Raw genomic sequence first — 19,297 nt, 5'->3', positions numbered from 1 at the left:
AACGGCGCCCGGCGTATCAGACGGCAAAGAGCAGGAATTCCCTTTCCCACGAACTGATCACGCGCTTGAAGTTTTCATGCTCGGCCCGCTTGACCGCGACGTAGCCAGTGATGAAATTTTTGCCAAGGTAGCGCTCGATGGTCGCGCTGTTTTCCATGCGTTCCAGCGCGTCTTCGATGGTCAGCGGCAGGCGCAGGTTGCGGCGCTCATAGCCACGCCCTACCACCGGCGCACTCGGATTCAGGCCTTCAACCATGCCGATGTACCCGCAGAGCAGGCTCGCGGCAATCGCCAGGTACGGGTTGGCATCGGCGCCCGGCAGGCGGTTTTCCACCCGACGGTTCTGCGGCCCGGCATCCGGAACCCGCAGGCCCACGGTGCGGTTCTCTTCGCCCCACTCCACGTTCACCGGCGCCGAGGTATCGGGCAGGAAGCGGCGGAACGAGTTGACGTTCGGAGCGAACAGCGGCAACAGCTCGGGAATGAGTTTCTGCAAGCCACCGATGTGGTGCAGGAACAGCTGGCTCATGGTCCCGTCATCATTGGAGAAGATGTTCCTGCCGGTCTCGATGTCGATGATGCTCTGGTGCAAGTGCATGGCACTGCCCGGCTCGCCGGTCATCGGCTTGGCCATGAAGGTCGCGGCCACGTTGTGCTTGAGCGCAGCCTCGCGCATGGTGCGCTTGAACACCAGGATCTGGTCGGCCAGGGACAGGGCATCGCCGTGACGGAAGTTGATTTCCATCTGCGCCGTGCCGTCTTCATGAATCAGCGTATCGAGGTCAAGGTCCTGCAGTTCACACCAGTCATAGACGTCTTCGAACAGCGGATCGAACTCGTTCGCCGCTTCAATGGAGAACGACTGACGACCGGTTTCCGGGCGACCGGAGCGGCCGACCGGCGGCTGCAGCGGGTAGTCCGGGTCGTCGCTGCGCTTGGTCAGGTAAAACTCCATTTCCGGCGCCACGATGGGCTGCCAGCCTTTGTCGGAATAGAGTTTCAGGACTTTCTTGAGCACATTGCGCGGCGACAGCTCGATCGGGTTGCCTTGCTTGTCGTAGGTATCGTGGATAACGATGGCGGTCGGCTCGATGGCCCACGGCACCAGGTACACCGCACTCTGGTCAGGACGGCAGATCATGTCGATGTCGGCCGGGTCGAGCAGTTCGTAATAGATGTCGTCTTCGACGTAATCGCCGGTCACGGTCTGCAGCAGAACGCTTTCAGGCAGGCGCATGCCTTTCTCGGCGATGAATTTGTTGGTCGGCGAAATCTTGCCCCGGGTAATCCCGGTCAAGTCGGCGATCATGCATTCGACTTCTGTGATCTTGTGGTTTTTCAACCAATCGGTGAGCTGGTCGAGGTTGTTACTCATAAATGCCTCTAGGCTTGAGTTGTCTGACCCTTTTAAGGTCAGGCGTTGTTTGACGCATCGGCGTCGCGTTGTAGAGCGTTTCTGCGGCAGATTAGCGTGTTTGCCAACACTGCCGCAGAGGCCGGGCGTGCAGAATCACGAGCGTTGCCCCAAACGATGGTCAGGCCGCTATTGTGAATCGGTTCTATATTGAATGGAGTAACCGTAATGGGGGTGCCATCGCGACCGTCCAGAATATCGGACGGGGACGTTTGAACCGTCGCGGATGGGAGGATCACCGCAAGCGCCGGGACCACGGAACGGACGGATGTGTCATCACTGATGTGATAAACATGCCGACCGACCTGTCTTGAGCAGTCGGTGACGCCGATTATCGGCAGGCGAGACATGAAGCACCCCGGTATTATTGCTGTTATGGGTTTGATTCGAGCTTAGCCTTGTTCATTTTTTTACACAACACCCCCGTAAAAAATACAACACGGCCCGCTCAAGCTCGCGGTCGCCGCTACGTCCAGCGGAGTAAAATCGCCCCAAAGTGCCTCAAAAAAGCCATACGAGCGCTTTTTTAGGGCAAAAAAGGCCTCGCTTGACTTCGGCATGCCGTTCGGGTTGACTGAAACCAGAAAAGATCAATGATTGATATTTTTAACAACAAAGGTGTTGCATCATGTCGGTACCCCCGCGTGCCGTTCAGCTTAACGAAGCGAACGCGTTCCTTAAGGAACATCCTGAGGTTCTGTACGTTGACCTTCTGATTGCGGATATGAATGGTGTGGTGCGCGGCAAGCGCATCGAACGCACCAGCCTCCACAAGGTTTACGAGAAAGGCATCAACCTGCCGGCCTCTCTATTTGCTCTGGATATCAACGGCTCGACGGTGGAAAGCACCGGCCTGGGCCTGGACATCGGTGATGCTGACCGAATCTGCTATCCAATCCCCGATACCCTGTGCAACGAGCCATGGCAGAAGCGCCCGACCGCGCAACTGTTGATGACCATGCACGAACTCGAAGGCGAACCCTTCTTCGCCGACCCGCGTGAAGTGCTGGCCAACGTGGTGCGCAAGTTCGACGAAATGGGCCTGACCATCTGCGCCGCGTTCGAACTGGAGTTCTACCTGATCGACCAGGAGAACGTGAACGGTCGTCCGCAACCACCTCGCTCGCCGGTTTCCGGCAAACGTCCGCACTCGACCCAGGTCTACCTGATCGACGACCTCGACGAATACGTCGATTGCCTCCAGGACATTCTGGAAGGTGCCAAAGAGCAAGGCATTCCGGCCGACGCCATCGTCAAGGAAAGTGCCCCGGCGCAGTTCGAAGTGAACCTGCACCACGTGGCCGATCCGATCAAGGCCTGCGACTACGCGGTCCTGCTCAAGCGCCTGATCAAGAACATCGCCTACGACCATGAAATGGACACCACCTTCATGGCCAAGCCTTACCCAGGCCAGGCGGGTAATGGTCTGCACGTCCACATCTCGATTCTCGACAAAGACGGCAAGAACATTTTTGCCAGTGAGGATCCCGAGCAGAACGCCGCACTGCGTCACGCGATCGGCGGTGTGCTCGAGACCCTACCGGCGCAGATGGCTTTCCTCTGCCCGAACGTCAACTCCTACCGTCGTTTCGGCGCACAGTTCTACGTGCCGAACTCGCCGTGCTGGGGCCTGGACAACCGTACCGTAGCGATTCGCGTGCCGACCGGTTCTGCCGATGCCGTGCGCATCGAACACCGAGTGGCCGGCGCCGATGCCAACCCGTACCTGCTGATGGCTTCGGTATTGGCCGGCGTGCACCACGGTCTGGTCAACAAGATCGAGCCTGGCGCTCCGGTCGAAGGCAACAGCTACGAGCAGAACGAGCAAAGCCTGCCGAACAACCTGCGTGATGCGCTGCGCGAGCTGGACGACAGCGAAGTCATGGCCAAGTACATCGATCCGAAATACATCGATATCTTCGTGGCCTGTAAAGAGAGCGAGCTGGAGGAGTTCGAACACTCCATCTCCGACCTCGAGTACAACTGGTACCTGCATACCGTGTAAGCGGTTGCGGTAACAAGAACGTCGCCGGCTTCACAGCCTGCGGCGTTTTTTTATGGCCGCCTGCGGCGGATCGCTGGCAAGCCAGCTCCCACAGGGTTCTTTGTCGACAACAAATCGGGTGTACGAAACCAATCCCTGTGGGAGCGGGCTTGCCCGCGAAAGCGTCCGGGCAGACAACACACAACCCGACTCGTACAATGCCCCCTGCCCCGCAGGAGACTCCAATGACACGCGTAGCCACCCCCCGCAAACCCCGCGCACGCAGCCAGGCCCGGATCGACTCGATACTCGATGCTGCCCGCACGCTGTTGGCCGCCGAGGGCGTGGCCAGTCTGTCGATCTACAGTGTCGCCGAGCGCGCGGAGATTCCGCCCTCCTCGGTCTACCATTTCTTCGCCAGCGTGCCGGCGTTGCTCGAAGCCTTGACCGCCGACGTCCATGCGGCCTTCCGCGCGTGCCTGCAAGCACCCATCGATCATCACGCCCTTGGCAGCTGGCGCGACCTGTCACGCCTGGTGGAACAACGCATGCTCGACATCTATGCAGAGGACGCCGCCGCCCGCCAACTCATACTGGCCCAGCACGGCCTGACCGAAGTCACCCAGGCCGACCGCCAGCACGACCTCGAACTGGGCGAGCTGATGCACAAGCTGTTCGATCACCACTTCGAACTGCCGACGCTGCCGGGTGATGTCGATGTGTTCGCCCTGGCCATGGAGCTTGGCGACCGGGTGTATGCGCGCTCGGTGCAGCAACACGGGCAGATTACGCCGCGCATGGCCGAGGAAGGGATGCGGGTGTTTGATGCTTATGTGGGGCTTTATCTGCCGCCATACCTGCCCAAGCGGAATCTCTAGCGCACTCACTGGCCTCATCGCGGGCAAGCCCGCTCCCACAGGTTTATTTGTCGTTCACAAAATCTGAATTCACTGGAGATCCTTGTGGGAGCGGGCTTGCCCGCGATGAGGCCAGGGAGTGCAAATCTCGCTGATACACACACAAAAAACCCCGAAGGGCTCAAACCCTTCGGGGTTGTTGTTTACGCATGTGGCTTACAACTTGGCGATCGACACCTCAGTGGATTTCACAAACGCGATCACTTCACTGCCCACCGCCAGTTCCAACTCTTTCACCGAGCGCGTGGTGATCACCGAAGTGACGATGCCGGAAGCGGTCTGCACGTCGATTTCCGACAGCACGTCGCCGAGGACGATTTCCTTGATGGAGCCTTTGAACTGGTTGCGAACGTTGATGGCCTTGATAGTCATGATGTTGATTCCTGTCGTTGGGTAAGACTTGAGTTATTGAGCCCAGCGCAATTGCGTAGGCAAGGGTGAAACAGGTTCCGGCTCCGGTGGTTGGCCGGGCAGCGCCAGCACGCGATTGAGGACTTCGGTTTCCAGCGCCGCCAGCCGGTGGGAGCCGCGCACTCGAGGGCGCGGCAGTTCCACGTGCAGGTCGAGGCCGACTTCACCGTCTTCGATCAGGATCACCCGATCGGCAATCGCCACCGCTTCACTGACGTCGTGGGTCACCAGCAGCACCGTAAAGCCGTGCTGTTGCCAGAGCCGTTCGATCAGTTGCTGCATTTCAATTCGGGTCAGGGCATCCAGAGCACCCAGGGGTTCGTCGAGCAACAGCAGGCGCGGCTGATGAATCAACGCACGGGCCAGCGCCACGCGTTGCTTCTGTCCACCGGACAACGCTGCCGGCCATTCGTTGGCGCGGTCGGCCAGGCCCACCGCGTCCAAGGCTTCAAGCGCTTGCGGCCGCCAGTTACCCTTGAGGCCCAGACCGACGTTGTCGATGATCTTTTTCCAGGGCAGCAAACGCGCTTCCTGGAACATCAGCCGCGTGTCTTCCCGTGCGTCACTCAATGGCGCGGCACCGGCGAGCAAATCACCACCGGTGGGCCGGTCAAGGCCGGCGAGCAATCGCAGCAAGGTACTTTTGCCGCAACCGCTGCGACCCACCACGGCGACGAACTGGCCCGCCGGAATGTGCAGGTCGATCTCGCGCAGCACCTGGCGCGAGCCAAAGGTTTTTTGCAGCTTGCGCACCGCCAGCGGAATGCCGCGCAGCAGGCGTGGAGGTTGTTCCGCGATCATGCCGCACCTCCCTTGGCAACCTGATACGCCGGGTGCCAGCGCAGCCACACACGCTCAAGTCCACGGGCCGCGAGGTCGGCCAGTTTGCCGAGCACCGCGTACAGCAGAATCGCCAGCACCACCACGTCGGTCTGCAAGAACTCCCGGGCATTCATCGCCAGATAACCGATACCGGAACTGGCGGAAATGGTTTCCGCGACGATCAACGTCAGCCACATGAAGCCCAGGGCAAAGCGCACACCAACCAGAATCGAAGGCAGCGCCCCCGGCAGTATTACCTGCCAGAACAGGCTGAAGCCGGTCAGGCCATAGCTGCGCGCCATCTCCACCAGCGCCGGGTCGACGTTGCGGATGCCGTGATAGGTGTTGAGGTAAATCGGGAACAGCGTGCCCAGCGCCACCAGGAAAATCTTCGCCGACTCATCGATGCCGAACCACAGGATCACCAGCGGAATCAGCGCCAGGTGTGGCACGTTGCGGATCATCTGCACCGAACTGTCGAGCAGGCGTTCGCCCCACTTCGACAGGCCGGTGATGAAACCCAGGGTCAAACCGATGCCGCCACCGATGGTGAAGCCCAGCGCGGCACGCCAGCCACTGATCGCCAGATGCGTCCAGATTTCGCCGCTGCGCACCAGGCTGACACCGGCCTCGATCACGGCAACCGGCGCCGGCAGAATCCGTGTCGACAACCAGCCCGCCGACACACTCAACTGCCACACCGCCAGCAACAACACCGGCAACGCCCAGGGCGCGAGACTGTGGATGATTTTCTTCATGACCGCGCCTCAGCTCTGGGACGCGGCTTTGGGCAGAATGTCGTTGGCGACCATCTCGCCGAACGGACTGACGTAGCCAGCACTTTTCGGCAGTTCAGGACGCTCGACATCGAGGTGCGGAAACAGCAGTTCGGCGACTCGGTACGACTCTTCCAGGTGTGGATAACCGGAGAAAATAAAGGTGTCGATGCCGAGGTCCGCGTACTCCTTCACGCGGGCGGCCACGGTCGGGCCATCGCCCACCAGCGCCGTACCGGCACCGCCACGCACCAGGCCGACACCCGCCCACAGGTTCGGGCTGACTTCCAGGTTGTCGCGGTTGCCGCCATGCAATGCGGCCATGCGTTGCTGACCGACCGAATCGAAGCGCGCCAGCGATGCCTGGGCACGCGCGATGGTGTCGTCGTCGAGATGGGAGATCAGTCGATCCGCGGCTTTCCAGGCTTCATCGTTGGTTTCGCGCACGATCACGTGCAGGCGAATGCCAAAGCGCACGGTGCGTCCGAGCTTCGCAGCCTTGGCACGGACCTGTTCGATTTTTTCCGCCACGGCGGCCGGCGGCTCGCCCCAGGTCAAGACCATTTCCACCTGTTCGGCAGCCAGGTCTTGCGCGGCATCCGAAGAGCCGCCGAAGTACAGCGGCGGGCGCGGCTGCTGGATCGGTGGATAGAGCAGTTTCGCGCCCTTCACGCTGATGTGCTGGCCGTCGTAATCAACGGTTTCACCTTCCAGCACGCGGCGCCAGATACGGGTGAACTCCACGGAAGCCTGGTAGCGCTCTTCGTGGCTGAGGAACAGACCATCGCCCGCCAACTCCTCCGGATCACCGCCGGTCACCAGGTTGAACAGCGCGCGGCCGCCGGACAGACGATCCAGGGTCGCGGCCTGACGCGCCGCTACCGTCGGGGAAATGATCCCGGGGCGCAGGGCGACAAGGAATTTCAAACGCTGGGTCACCGGGATCAGCGACGCCGCCACCAGCCACGAATCTTCGCAGGAGCGCCCGGTGGGAATCAGCACGCCGCCGAAACCCAGTCGGTCCGCCGCTTGCGCGACTTGTTGCAGGTAACCGTGGTCAACGGCGCGTGCGCCTTCAGCGGTGCCAAGGTAATGGCCGTCGCCGTGGGTAGGCAGGAACCAGAAGATATTGAGGCTCATGGAGTGGTCTCCTTGGGGGATCGAATTATTGGGCTTTCGCAACGGCGGCCGGCGGCGTCCAGATCACGTCTTTGATGCTCAATTGCTTTGGAATCAGCTTGAGCTGGTAGAAGGTGTCGGCGATTTTCTGCTGCGCCGCGACCACTTCCGGGGTCAGGAACAACGCGCCGTAGCCCTGGCGTTTCACCGAAGTGCGGGTGATGTCTGCCGACAGGCCGAGCAGTGGCGAGACTTGCTGGGTCACGTCTTCAGGATTGGCCCGGGACCAGTCGCCGACTGCGCGCACTTCTTCCACCAGGGTCTTGATCACCTCGGGATTTTTTTGCGCGTAGGGTTTGGTCGCCAGGTAGAACTGATGGTTGTCGACGATGCCCTGGCCATCGCGCAGGGTGCGCGCCTGCAACTGTTGTTCGGCGGCGGCCTGGTACGGGTCCCAGATGACCCAGGCGTCGACACTGCCACGCTCGAACGCAGCGCGGGCATCGGCCGGCGGCAGGAATACGGTCTGGATATCGGAGTATTTGAGGCCGGCGTCTTCCAGCGCACGCACCAGCAGGTAGTGCACGTTGGAGCCCTTGTTGAGCACGACCTTCTTGCCCTTGAGCTCTGCCACCGACTTGATCGGCGAGTCCTTCGGCACCAGGATCGCCTCGCTATGCGGCGCTGGTGGTTCATAAGCGACGTAAAGCAGATCGGCGCCGGCCGCTTGGGCGAACACGGGAGGGGTTTCGCCGGTAACGCCGAAGTCGATGGAGCCGACGTTCAAGCCCTCAAGCAGTTGCGGGCCACCGGGGAATTCAGTCCATTGCACGTCCACGCCTTGGGCGGCGAGGCGTTTTTCCAGGGTGCCCTTGGCTTTGAGCAGCACCAGGGTGCCGTATTTCTGATAACCGATTCGTAGCGTCTCGGCCTGGGCTTGAGTAATGGCGCCGAAGGTGACAGCCGCAGCAAACAGAGCGACCAGACCACGACGCAAAATGACAGGGCGCATGGCGCTCTCCTTTTTGCAGTTGGGTTTTGGCTGCACCTGCTTGCCCGTTGGCGGGCGAGTAAGGCCAGTACTTCAATTTTCGGTGGGGCTGATGTTCAGTGGAGTTCATATGCTCCAGCGAGCACTCAACAAACGTTCATTCAACAGATTCGGATCGAGCGGCTTGGGCCGTCGTGCCATGGCGCTGAGAAACAGCTCCAGCGATTCATTCAGCCGTTGCTCCAGCTCCGGCGCCAACTGCGCCAGGGCGCTGCCTTCGCCGTAAGCGATCTGGCTGTCGACGGCGAAAATCCCGTGGAGCATTTCCTGGGCTTTCAACGCCGACAGCACCGGCTTGAGCGCGTAGTCCACCGCCAGCATGTGGGCGATGCTGCCGCCGGTTGCCATCGGCAACACCACCTTGTGGCTCAGCGCACGTTCGGGCAGCAGATCCAGCACGGTTTTCAATGCGCCGGAGAACGAAGCCTTGTACACCGGCGTAGCGATCAGCAGGCCATCGGCGTTTTCAATCTGTTGCAGCAGGTCAATGACCTTCGGGCTGTCGAAACGTGCATGCAGCAAGTCTTCGGCCGGGAAGTCCCGTACCTGATAACTCACCACCTCCACGCCCTGTTCTTGCAACCAACTCTTGGAGCGGTCCAGCAGCACCCCGGAACGGGAGCGCTGACTGGGACTACCTCCGAGTGAGACGACCAACATTCAGACGATTCCTTGAGCGGTGTTGGCGATTCGCGGTTTGCGATCTCGCTTCGATGGAGTGACCTTAACAGCTGATTCATATATCTATAAATCATATTTATTCATTTGGTTATTCGTTATAGGAATATAAAAAACAACTTCATTCGGGCAAAAAAAAGGCCGTCGAAACGGCCTGAAGTCCCCTGCTCTGTGGGTGCTGTCAACGGTGAAACCTGTGGTGTCTGATCTAGCGCCTTCGCGAGCAAGCCCGCTCCCACAGTTGACCGCGTACACCCTGTGGGAGCGGGCTTGCTCGCGAAGGCGGCATCAGCCACACAACAAATATTGATGACTTACCGGTTCGGCTGCGGCGTCAGGCGCAGGTAAGGCTTGACGGCACGATAGCCCTTGGGAAAACGCTGCTTGATTTCCTCTTCATCCTTGAGCGACGGCACGATCACCACTTCATCACCGTCCTGCCAGTTGGCCGGCGTGGCCACCTTGTAGTTGTCGGTGAGTTGCAGCGAGTCGATCACCCGCAGGATTTCATTGAAATTGCGCCCGGTGCTCGCCGGGTAGGTAATCGTCAACCGAACCTTTTTGTTCGGATCGATCACAAACAGCGAACGCACGGTCAGGGTGTCGTTGGCGTTGGGATGGATCAGGTCGTAGAGGTCCGAGACCTTGCGGTCGGCGTCATCCAGGATCGGAAAGTTGACCACGGTACTCTGCGTCTCGTTGATGTCCTCGATCCATCTGTGATGCGACTCCACAGGGTCCACAGACAGTGCGATAGCCTTGACACCGCGGGTCGCGAACTCATCCTTGAGCCTGGCGGTGAAACCCAGTTCGGTGGTGCATACCGGCGTGAAATCCGCCGGATGGGAAAACAGCACGCCCCAGCTATCGCCCAGCCACTGATGGAAACGGATGATGCCGGCGCTGGAGTTCTGTTCGAAATCGGGGGCGATATCGCCAAGTCTGAGACCCATGGTGCTGCTCCTTGTGAGTGCTTGATGGGTTCAACTGTGCCTGTGTTTTTTATCTATTAAAAAGAATAAATATCGATTTATTTAGATCATTAAGAAATATTAAAGATCTGTTCACTGGACGTGCACGCACAACCCGCCGAACATCGGCCGCGAGGTTCGAGAAGGCCTTGAGTTGCTGCAAAGAGGGAACCCAGGACGGGATTACGGGGGTGAACCCGTCCTGAACATGTAAAAGCCCCGCCCGGTGCAATACCGGGCGGGGCTTTTTTGCATCGGTTACGCGAACGCTATTACAACAGCGGGATCGAGTAGCTGACGATCAGACGGTTTTCGTCCTGCGAACGGGTGTTCGGCAGGTCAGTGCGCCATGTAGCGTTTTTCCACGCCAGGCCCAGGTTCTTCAACGGACCTTCCTGCACCACGTAGGCAACACTCAGGTCACGCTCCCACTCGGAAGCACCGTTGGCCGCCTGGCCACCCTTGGCGTTGACGGTATCGATGCTGTCGCCGTGCAGGTACACCAGACCCGCAGTCAGGCCAGGCACACCGACCTTGGCGAAGTCGAACGAGTAACGTGCTTGCCAGGTTTTCTCGCCGGCACGGCCGAACTTCTGGATTTGCGAATCGGTGATGGTGTAGTTCGACGAACCGTCACCCTGGTTCAGCCAAGGGAAGTCGCTGCTGCCGTTGCTGACCTGGTAACCGCCACCGAAGGTATGACCGGCAACCGAATACAGGAACAGGCCGCTGTACAGGTTGTTGTCGACCTTGCCTTTACCGTTTGGCGCGTTGTAGTTGCCAGTGGTGTAGTACAGCGGGTCGTGACCGTTGGCACCATCATCAGAGCTGTTGAAATAACGGAAATCCGACTTCAATACGCCCGGGCCGATTGCCCAGTTGTGAACCAGACCCAGGAAGTGCTGCTTGTAGAACTCTTCCAGCTTGCCGTAGTAGTACTGGGCCGTCAGGTCCTTGGTGATCTTGTAGTCGCCGCCGGCATAGATGAACTTGTTGCTGTCGCGGAACTTGGTACCGCGAGTGTTCGCACCGGAAATCGACATTTGATCGTTGTTGCTGGAGTTACGGCCTTTAACGGCTTCGATCTGACCACCGACCAGCGACAGGTCCTTGATCTCGGCGGAAGTGATCTGGCCACCCTCCCAGGTTTGCGGCAGCAGGCGACCATCGTTGGTCACGATCACCGGGTTTTTCGGCTGCAGGGTGCCCAGCTTCAGTTCAGTCTGGGAAACCTTGGCTTTGGCGGTGAGGCCCAGGCTGGAGAAATCATCTACCGCCTCGCCATTGGATTTGCTCGGGAAAACCGTGCCGCCGTAAGAGGTCGCCGTGGCGCCGTTGGTACCGCCACCCGAATCCAGCTTGACGCCCAACAGGCCGATCGCATCGATACCGAAACCGACGGTGCCTTGGGTGTAACCGGAGATGAAACGCAGATCGAAGCCTTGGCCCCACTCTTCGTTTTTGTTGGGACCGGTACCATCGCGGTAATCGGTGTTGATATAGAAGTTACGCAGCCCCAACGTTGCCTTGCTGTCTTCGATGAAACCCGCGGCGTTTGCCTGCTGGGCCAATACCCCGACGGCCACAGCCATGGCCAAGGTGGACTTGTTCATGTTTCGCTCCTCTCGTTTCTAGTTCTGATGTTCCTGGTCCCGAATCGATTGCCCGGGATCCTGAATGCATAAATTCGCGGCAAACCGTCTAGGTCGGTCGTTTGGCGGGCCGCAGGATACATGGCCTTAAAGCCAAAAAGAATTTTTTAAACGTTTTTAATAGCATTGTGGAATATGGCATTCCACGGCAGAACCGAGGTATCGGCGGCAAGGCCGATTCCTGAACCTGATCAATTGTCGAGGGACGAAACTGCCAAATCCGATCTCAGGGATGAGTGGCGGACAGGCGCACTTTAAGCGGGATGAATAAAAACCAAAAAGAATAATAAATAATCAGCAAAGATCATTATGGAATATAAAAATCAGCTCATAAAAAACCCCGCCAACAGGCGAGGTTTTTTAACAAGGCTTGTTACAGGAAGCTGTAGGTGTAGTTGAAGATCAGGCGAGTCTGGTCAACATCAGGGTTGTTGGAGACTTCACTGCCACGGTAGACGCCGTTACGCAGCGTTACGCCGAAACCTTTGAGTGCACCTTGCTGGATGGTGTAGTCGATCCGCATGTCGCGCTCCCACTCGGAGCTGTCAGGACCACTGCCGTTGGTCGCCTTGATGTCATCGCCGTGCAGGTAGGCGATCGACGTTTTCAGGCCCGGCACACCCAGTGCTGCGAAGTCATAGGAGTACTGGCCGAAAGTGGTGTTTTCACCGGCACGAACAAATCCGTTGATCATGGAGTCGGTGAACAGGTAGAAGCTGGCGCCGCCGTTCCCTTCCGGACGGCCATTGCCATCGACCACGTTGCCCTGGTTCAGGTAGACAAAACCACCGTCATCGCTGACGCGCTGATGACCGAGCAGGAAAGCGTTGCCACCCAGGGTGTAGGTGAACATGGCGCTCCAGGTCTTGTTATCGACCTCGCCCGGGTTCTTGGCGAAACCGTTGTTGTTGTTGAAACGGAAACCCGGATCACCGTTCCTGCCGTCGGAGCTGCTGTCGAAGTAACGAATATCCGTCTTGAAGGACTGGTTGGCGCTGATCGGTAGCACGTGGATCAAGCCCAGGAAATCCTGCTTGTAGTAGTCCTTCAGATTCGAGTGGTAGTACTGCAGGGTCAGGTCCTTGGTGACCTTCCAGTCAGCACCACCGTAGTAGAACTTGTTGCTGCCCTCTGTACCGCCAGCCACGGCCAGGCCGGTGGAGTTCGAAGAGGCGCGACCTGCCGAATGCTCCAACTGACCTGCGTTGAAGGTCACGTTGTCGATTTCTTTCGAAGTGATGGTGCCGCCGTCAAAGGTCTGTGGCAGCAGACGGCTGTCGTTCGCGACCAGGATCGGCAAGTTGGGTGCCAGAGCGCCACCGAGGTGGGCTTCGGTCTTCGAGAAGCGCGCCTTGACGTTAGCGGCTGCACGGCTCCATTCGGACACGGCCGAACCATCGCTGTCGCTTGGGAAGAAGGTGTTGTTGTCTGGGTGGTGACCCTTGCCGCCGTCCAAGTGGATACCCAGCAGTGCCTGGGCATCGATACCGAAACCGACGGTGCCTTGGGTGAATCCGGACAGATAATCGAGTTTCAGGCCTTCTGCGGACTCTCTCTGATCCGCACCGCCTTCACGATTATCGTTGTTGTAATACATGGTCCGGGAACTGATGGACGCCTTGCTGTCTTCCAGGAAACCTGCGGCGCCTGCCTGCTGCGCCAAAACCCCAACGGCCACGGCCAAAGCCAAGGTGGACTTGTTCATTGTGTAGCTCCTCTCGATTCTAATTCTTGTATTCCTGGTCTCGAGTCGTCGCCCGAAATCCTAAGATGCGCGATTAGCGCCAGACCGTGACCCACAAGTCAATCGTAACTATGTGTGTCTACGACCATAGTCTAACCCCCGGTTTTTTGGTCCCTGCAGGGTCATGAATTCGTCATGAACCCGAAAAGAATTACCCGATTCTTTTCTAATACCGTTTAGGAATTTAGCTCCCAGCTCCCCGCCACCCCCTGAATATAGGGTTTGGCTCATAAGCTAATTCCTAATCGGTATTTATTTTTACTTTTTTAGATCGTTTAGTTTTTGACGCAATTCGGAAACAAATCCTTTACCGAAAGGCGGCCCCATGACGACCAAACGCGCACTATCCGGATCAATTGTTACAGTTTGTGTATCGCTCGCACTTTCTCTCACCGCTCAGGCGGCGAACCTCACCGTCGGTTATCAAACCGGAATCGACCCCAGCAAAGTCCCCCAGGCCGAGGGTCTTTATGAAAAAACCATCGGCCAGCCCATCGACTGGCGGCGTTTCAACAGCGGCCCGGAAGAGGTCACGGCGATTGCCTCGGGCGATGTGCAGATCGGCAATCTCGGCTCCAGTCCGCTCGCCGCTGCGGCCTCGCGCAACCTGCCGATTGTCGCGTTCATCGTCTCGGCCCAGATCAATGCGGCCGAAGCGCTGGTGGTGCGCAACGGCAGCGGCATCGAAAAACCGCAAGATCTGATCGGAAAGACCATCGCCACGCCTTTCGTTTCAACCTCCCACTACAGCCTGCTCGGTGCGCTGAAGCACTGGGGCCTGGACAGTTCGAAAGTCAAAGTGGTGAACCTGCAGCCAGCAGAAATCGCCGCCGCCTGGAAGCGCGGCGATATTGACGGCGCGTTTGTCTGGTCGCCCGCCCTGGGGGAAATTCGCAAGACTGGCAAGACCCTGACCGACGCTGCGCAGGTCGGCCAATGGGACGCGCCAACCTTTGAGGTCTGGGTAGCGCGCAAGGATTACGCAGAGAAGCACCCAGAGGTGGTAGCCAAATTCGCCAAGGTCACCCTCGACTCCTTTGCTGATTACGCAGCGCATAAAGCCAACTGGACGGTCGACTCGGAGCCCGTTCAGAAAATCGCCAAACTGACCGGTGCTAACGCCGCCGATGTGCCGGAGTTACTGGCTGGTTCCGCATTCCCGGATGCCAAGGCGCAACAGAGCACCGCGCTGCTGGACGGCGGCACGGCCAAGGCCATTGGCGAGACGGCGAAATTCCTGAAGGAACAAGGGAAGGTGGAGACGGTGCTGCCGGACTATTCGCCGTATGTCAGCGCGAAGTTTGTCCAGGAGTAAACAAGGTTCCTGTAGGAGCTGCCGCAGGCTGCGATCTTTTGATCCTGAAAAGCAACATCAAAAGATCGCGGCCTGCGGCAGCTCCTACAACCTCAAAGGGCTTTTTCGAAGATCTTCGAATTACGCTGATAGTTGTACAGCGACGCCCGCGCCGACGGCAGCCGGTCGACGCTGCTGGGTTCGAAACCACGCTCGCGGAACCAGTGCGCGGTGCGGGTGGTGAGGACGAACAAGGTTTTCAATCCCTGCGCCCGCGCGCGGGTTTCAATACGCTCCAGCAGCTCATCACCGCGACCGCCATGGCGGTACTCCGGATTCACCGCCAGACACGCAAGTTCACCCGCGTCCGAATCGGCGATCTGATACAGCGCCGCGCAGGCGATGATCATGCCTTCGCGTTCAACCACACTGAACTGCTCGATTTCGCGCTCCAGCACCTCGCGGGAACGGCGCACCAGGATGCCCTGCTCTTCCAGCGGACTGATCAAATCCAGCAAACCACCGACGTCTTCAATGGCCGCTTCGCGTACCACTTCGAACTGTTCCTGGGCCACAAGGGTGCCGCCGCCGTCGCGAGTGAACAGTTCGGTCAACAACGCACCGTCTTCGGCGTAACTGACGATATGGCTGCGGGCCACGCCGCCACGGCAAGCCTCGGCAGCGGCATCGAGCAACTCTGCCTGATAGTTGCTGCCCAGCCGTTGCAGATGCGCCGGCACTTGCTGCGGACGCAGTTCGCGCACCAGGCGCCCGTGTTCGTCGATCAGACCCAGGTCGGCACCGAACAGCAGCAGTTTGTCCGCGCCCAGGTCGATGGCCGCGCGGGTGGCGACGTCTTCGCAGGCCAGGTTGAAAATCTCCCCGGTCGGCGAATAGCCCAGCGGCGACAGCAGCACGATGGAGCGCTCATCCAGCAGACGGTTGATGCCCTTGCGGTCGACCCGGCGCACTTCGCCGGTGTGGTGATAATCGACGCCTTCAAGCACGCCGATCGGCCGTGCCGTCACCAGGTTGCCGCTGGCCACCCGCAGGCGCGAGCCCTGCATGGGCGACGAAGCCATGTCCATCGACAGGCGAGCCTCGATGGCAATGCGCAACTGGCCGACCGCGTCGATCACGCACTCCAGGGTCGCGGCATCGGTAATACGCATGCCGTGATGGTAATGCGGGGTCAGGCCACGGGCCGCGAGGCGCGCTTCGATTTGCGGCCGGGAACCGTGAACCAGCACCAGACGCACGCCCAGGCTGTGCAACAGCACCAGGTCGTGGACGATATTGCCGAAGTTCGGGTGTTCAACGCCGTCGCCGGGCAGCATGACGACAAAGGTGCAATCGCGGTGGGCGTTGATGTAAGGCGAAGCGTGACGAAGCCAATTGACGTATTCGGGCATGAACCTGGGCCTGTAATAAATAGCAGCCGAAAAAAGGGCGAAACTGAAAACGCACAGCGGGCTGATGGTTATCGTCGGAACAGGCTTGGCGACACGCGCGCTCTCCTCATGAATACGGGTTGGGACATCGGCAATTTATACGGCTTGTCAGGCAAATCACAGCCCCTGTAGGAGCGAGCTTGCTCGCGATGGACTTCAACGATTACGCGACCTGTCTGAATGGACGCGTGGCCCTTGCGTTCATCGCGAGCAAGCTCGCTCCTACAGGGCCGCAGTTTTGGCCGGTGTCAGGCAATAGTGTTCGATCAGTTGCCTTAGTAGATGCACCGTAGGCTGCAAACGTGACATTTCGAGGTATTCCCCCGGCTGATGGGCGCAAGCGATATCACCCGGGCCAAGCACCAGCGTTTCACAGCCAAGGCGCTGAAGATAAGGTGCTTCGGTGCCGAACGCCACTGCTTCGGCGCTGTGACCGGTGAGCTTTTCGGCAAGGCGCACCAGCTCGGCGTCCTCGGCCTGTTCGAACGACGGCACGTCGGGGAACAACGGCGCGTAATCGATCTTGACCTGATGCCGCTCGGCAACCGGCTTGAGCTTCTGCAGGATCTCGGCGCGCAGGACCTTGGGGTCCATGCCGGGCAGCGGTCGCAAATCGAATTCCAGCGAACACTGGCCGCAGATGCGGTTGGGATTGTCGCCACCATGGATGCAGCCGAAGTTCATCGTTGGCGTTGGCACGCCAAACTGTGGATTGCGGAATTCGCGCTGCCATAACAAGCGCAGGCCACGCAGTTCGCCGATGGCATCGTGCATGGCCTCCAGGGCGCTGTGACCCAGGCGAGGGTCGGAAGAGTGACCGCTCTGCCCGAGGATGTCGATGCGCTCCATCATGATGCCTTTGTGCATGCGGATCGGCTTGAGCCCGGTCGGCTCGCCGATCACCGCCGCCCGCCCCAGCGGCCGCCCCGCTTCGGCCAGCGCGCGAGCACCGGACATCGAGCTTTCTTCATCGCAGGTGGCGAGAATCAGCAACGGCTGTTTGAACGGCTGATCGAGCAGTGGGATGACCGCCTCGATCGCCAGGGCGAAAAAACCCTTCATGTCGCAACTGCCCAGACCGACCCAACGACCGTCGACTTCCGTCAGCTTCAGCGGGTCGGTTTGCCACAGCGCACCGTCGAACGGCACGGTGTCGCTGTGCCCGGCCAGCACCAGGCCGCCGGGGCCGGAACCGAAACTGGCCAGCAGGTTGAACTTGCCGGGGTTGACCTGCTGGATCTCGCAGGTAAAACCCAGCTCTCCGAGCCAGGTCGCCAGCAGATCGATGACCGGGCGGTTGCTTTGATCGAGCCTGGGTTGGGTACAACTGACGGACGGCGCGGCGATCAGCGCAGCGAACTGTTCTTTCATCGACGGCAATGGCATCGCTGACTCCCGGCACCCGAATTGAAGTTCATCATAGAACCAACCGATGACAGGAATAAACCGTCTCGGCGCGTACTAACCTTGAGTCCTGTACACTGCACGACCTTGGCAGCCACACATTCCCCCGGCTGCGCTCCCGATCCTGGATTTTCCGGCCATGCAGAAAGAAACCGAAATCAAACTCCGCGTCAGCCGCGAAACCCTCGCCGCCCTGCGCGAGCACCCCTTACTGAAAAAACGCAACAAAAGTGGCTGGGAACGCCGTGAGTTGATGAATCAGTACTTCGACACGCCCGAGCGCGACCTGGCCCAGGCCAAAGTCGCCCTGCGCCTGCGCAAGGATGGCGAAGAAGTGATCCAGACCCTCAAGACCCGTGGCCAGAGCGTCGCCGGCCTGTCGGTGCGTAACGAGTACGACTGGAACCTGCCCAAAGCCAAGCTCGACCTGAAGAAACTCGACGGCGAATGCTGGCCCGAGGAACTGGCCGGACTGGACAAAAAAACCCTGAAGCCGATCTTCACCACCGACTTCGTCCGCGAGCGCGCGGAAATCGCCTGGGGCCGCGGCAAGACCAAAGTGGTCATCGAAGCCGCCCTGGACCTTGGCCACGTAGTGGTCGGCAAGCAGAAAGAAGAAATCTGCGAGCTGGAGCTGGAGTTGCGTGAAGGCGAGCCGGCCGCATTGCTGGAGCTGGCCGCCGAGCTGGCAGAGAAACTGGCGCTGATGCCATGCGATATCAGCAAGGCCGAGCGCGGTTATCGCCTGTACGACGCCCACAGCTATTCGTTGAGCCTGCCGGCGCCGCAGATCACGGCCGAAACGCCGCTGGACGACGCGTTCGCCGCGCTGAGCTGGCACCTGCTCGGCAGCAGCCAGCGCCTGGCCGAGCAATATCGCTTCAACGGTCACTGGCGCCTGTTGCAGGACTGGGTCGAGTGCCTGGCCGAAATGCGCGCGCTGATCAGCAGCCTGGGTCAAGCGGCACCACGTCAGTCCACTCACGATCTGCGCATCGCCCTTGATGCCTTGCTGGAAGACTGGCGCCCGCTGGTCCAGGCCGGCCTGGACGATGAAGACGTGCGCAAAGCCGCGCCCGAGCAGTTCCTTGAAGAGCTCGAAGACCCGCGCTGGGGCCTGTTCTCACTGACGACCTCACGCTGGCTGCTGGCCCGCACCTGGGCTGCCGACCGCAACACCCGTGGCAATCGCCAGGGCGCTGCGCAACTGGGCAGCTGGTTGCCACGCCTGCTGGGCGAAGAAGCCAACTCGCTGCAATTGCAACGCTATCAGCAACAACCGGAAGACCTGGCCGAGCAACTGCCGCGCATCGAACGCATCCAGGTCTGGCTGCACCATGCGCGTAACGTGCTGGAGATCCCGGAAATGGATCGCCTGTACGGCGAGCTGAACAAACTGGCGCAACTGGCCAACGAATCGATCACCGACGAAGTCCTGGATGCGCGCAAGCAGCAGGCGATTGCGGTGTATCAGAACCGTGCCTGGAAGATGCTGCTGCGTCTGTAACACCGTCATCGCGAGCAAGCTCGCTCCCACAAGGGTTGTGGTGTATGCATTTCCCCTGTGGGAGCGAGCTTGCTCGCGATGAGGCCAGCAGACTCACCACAA

At 59.6% G+C, this 19,297-nt stretch carries 16 protein-coding genes; 4 read left to right on the top strand and 12 right to left on the bottom strand.

The annotated features are described in order from the left end of the window. Positions 1-16: 16 nt before the first annotated feature. Positions 17-1,375, bottom strand: coding sequence for a glutamine synthetase family protein (locus KW841_RS01855; protein ID WP_218473213.1), 1,359 nt, complete (start codon positions 1,373-1,375; stop codon positions 17-19). A 667-nt stretch (positions 1,376-2,042) separates the two neighbouring features. On the opposite strand from KW841_RS01855, the gene KW841_RS01850 reads away from it, so the two are divergent. Both KW841_RS01850 and KW841_RS01845 read left to right on the top strand, forming a co-directional pair. Beyond that, positions 2,043-3,419 (top strand): glutamine synthetase family protein, encoded by a 1,377-nt coding sequence (locus KW841_RS01850; protein ID WP_015097275.1) that lies wholly within the window; start codon positions 2,043-2,045, stop codon positions 3,417-3,419. A 224-nt stretch (positions 3,420-3,643) separates the two neighbouring features. Beyond that, positions 3,644-4,276 carry a TetR/AcrR family transcriptional regulator gene (locus KW841_RS01845; RefSeq protein ID WP_218473211.1) on the top strand — a complete coding sequence of 211 codons (633 nt, stop codon included), beginning with the start codon at positions 3,644-3,646 and terminating at the stop codon, positions 4,274-4,276. A 195-nt stretch (positions 4,277-4,471) separates the two neighbouring features. On the opposite strand, the gene KW841_RS01840 is transcribed toward KW841_RS01845, so the two are convergent. The 9 genes from KW841_RS01840 to KW841_RS01800 all read right to left on the bottom strand — a co-directional run bounded on the left by KW841_RS01840 (position 4,472) and on the right by KW841_RS01800 (position 13,500). Next, positions 4,472-4,687, bottom strand: coding sequence for a molybdopterin-binding protein (locus KW841_RS01840; RefSeq protein WP_007967989.1), 216 nt, complete (start codon positions 4,685-4,687; stop codon positions 4,472-4,474). A gap of 33 nt (positions 4,688-4,720) precedes the next feature. After that, positions 4,721-5,527, bottom strand: a complete 807-nt coding sequence (ssuB, locus tag KW841_RS01835) for an aliphatic sulfonates ABC transporter ATP-binding protein (RefSeq protein WP_218473209.1) — start codon at positions 5,525-5,527, stop codon at positions 4,721-4,723. Next, entirely contained in the window at positions 5,524-6,306 is a 783-nt protein-coding gene (ssuC, locus tag KW841_RS01830) for an aliphatic sulfonate ABC transporter permease SsuC (RefSeq protein ID WP_007976348.1), read from the bottom strand. Before ssuC ends, ssuB begins: the two co-directional genes overlap by 4 nt. Positions 6,307-6,315: 9 nt before the next feature. After that, positions 6,316-7,464, bottom strand: coding sequence for an FMNH2-dependent alkanesulfonate monooxygenase (gene ssuD / locus KW841_RS01825; protein ID WP_102673502.1), 1,149 nt, complete (start codon positions 7,462-7,464; stop codon positions 6,316-6,318). 25 nt (positions 7,465-7,489) lie between these two features. After that, on the bottom strand, positions 7,490-8,455 hold the full coding sequence (locus KW841_RS01820; protein WP_218473206.1) for a sulfonate ABC transporter substrate-binding protein: 966 nt from the start codon (positions 8,453-8,455) through the stop codon (positions 7,490-7,492). Positions 8,456-8,560: 105 nt separating this feature from the next. Next, positions 8,561-9,154, bottom strand: a complete 594-nt coding sequence (gene ssuE / locus KW841_RS01815) for an NADPH-dependent FMN reductase (RefSeq protein WP_104450203.1) — start codon at positions 9,152-9,154, stop codon at positions 8,561-8,563. A 332-nt stretch (positions 9,155-9,486) separates the two neighbouring features. Further along, positions 9,487-10,125: a peroxiredoxin gene (locus KW841_RS01810; RefSeq protein ID WP_218473203.1), complete on the bottom strand. Its 639-nt coding sequence runs from the start codon at positions 10,123-10,125 to the stop codon at positions 9,487-9,489. Positions 10,126-10,415: 290 nt separating this feature from the next. Beyond that, on the bottom strand, positions 10,416-11,756 hold the full coding sequence (locus KW841_RS01805; protein ID WP_218473200.1) for an OprD family porin: 1,341 nt from the start codon (positions 11,754-11,756) through the stop codon (positions 10,416-10,418). Positions 11,757-12,168: 412 nt separating this feature from the next. Next, positions 12,169-13,500 carry an OprD family porin gene (locus KW841_RS01800; protein ID WP_218473197.1) on the bottom strand — a complete coding sequence of 444 codons (1,332 nt, stop codon included), beginning with the start codon at positions 13,498-13,500 and terminating at the stop codon, positions 12,169-12,171. Positions 13,501-13,864: 364 nt separating this feature from the next. On the opposite strand from KW841_RS01800, the gene tauA reads away from it, so the two are divergent. Then, on the top strand, positions 13,865-14,854 hold the full coding sequence (tauA, locus tag KW841_RS01795) for a taurine ABC transporter substrate-binding protein (RefSeq protein WP_218473195.1): 990 nt from the start codon (positions 13,865-13,867) through the stop codon (positions 14,852-14,854). A gap of 92 nt (positions 14,855-14,946) precedes the next feature. Here tauA and argA read toward each other — a convergent pair whose 3' ends face one another. Both argA and argE read right to left on the bottom strand, forming a co-directional pair. Then, complete coding sequence (argA, locus tag KW841_RS01790) at positions 14,947-16,245, bottom strand: amino-acid N-acetyltransferase (RefSeq protein WP_007978929.1); 1,299 nt, start codon at positions 16,243-16,245, stop codon at positions 14,947-14,949. Positions 16,246-16,506: 261 nt separating this feature from the next. After that, positions 16,507-17,670, bottom strand: a complete 1,164-nt coding sequence (argE, locus tag KW841_RS01785; RefSeq protein WP_007978928.1) for an acetylornithine deacetylase — start codon at positions 17,668-17,670, stop codon at positions 16,507-16,509. A 157-nt stretch (positions 17,671-17,827) separates the two neighbouring features. Here argE and KW841_RS01780 point away from each other — a divergent pair, with 157 nt between their 5' ends. Beyond that, positions 17,828-19,195 carry an inorganic triphosphatase gene (locus tag KW841_RS01780; protein WP_218473194.1) on the top strand — a complete coding sequence of 456 codons (1,368 nt, stop codon included), beginning with the start codon at positions 17,828-17,830 and terminating at the stop codon, positions 19,193-19,195. Positions 19,196-19,297: the final 102 nt, after the last annotated feature.

Source organism: Pseudomonas sp. PDM28 (genome assembly GCF_019219115.1).
GTDB classification, from domain to species: Bacteria; Pseudomonadota; Gammaproteobacteria; order Pseudomonadales; family Pseudomonadaceae; genus Aquipseudomonas; species Aquipseudomonas laurylsulfatiphila.
Note: the sequence above shows the minus strand (reverse complement) of the source record. Positions and strands in the feature narration are given on the sequence as shown.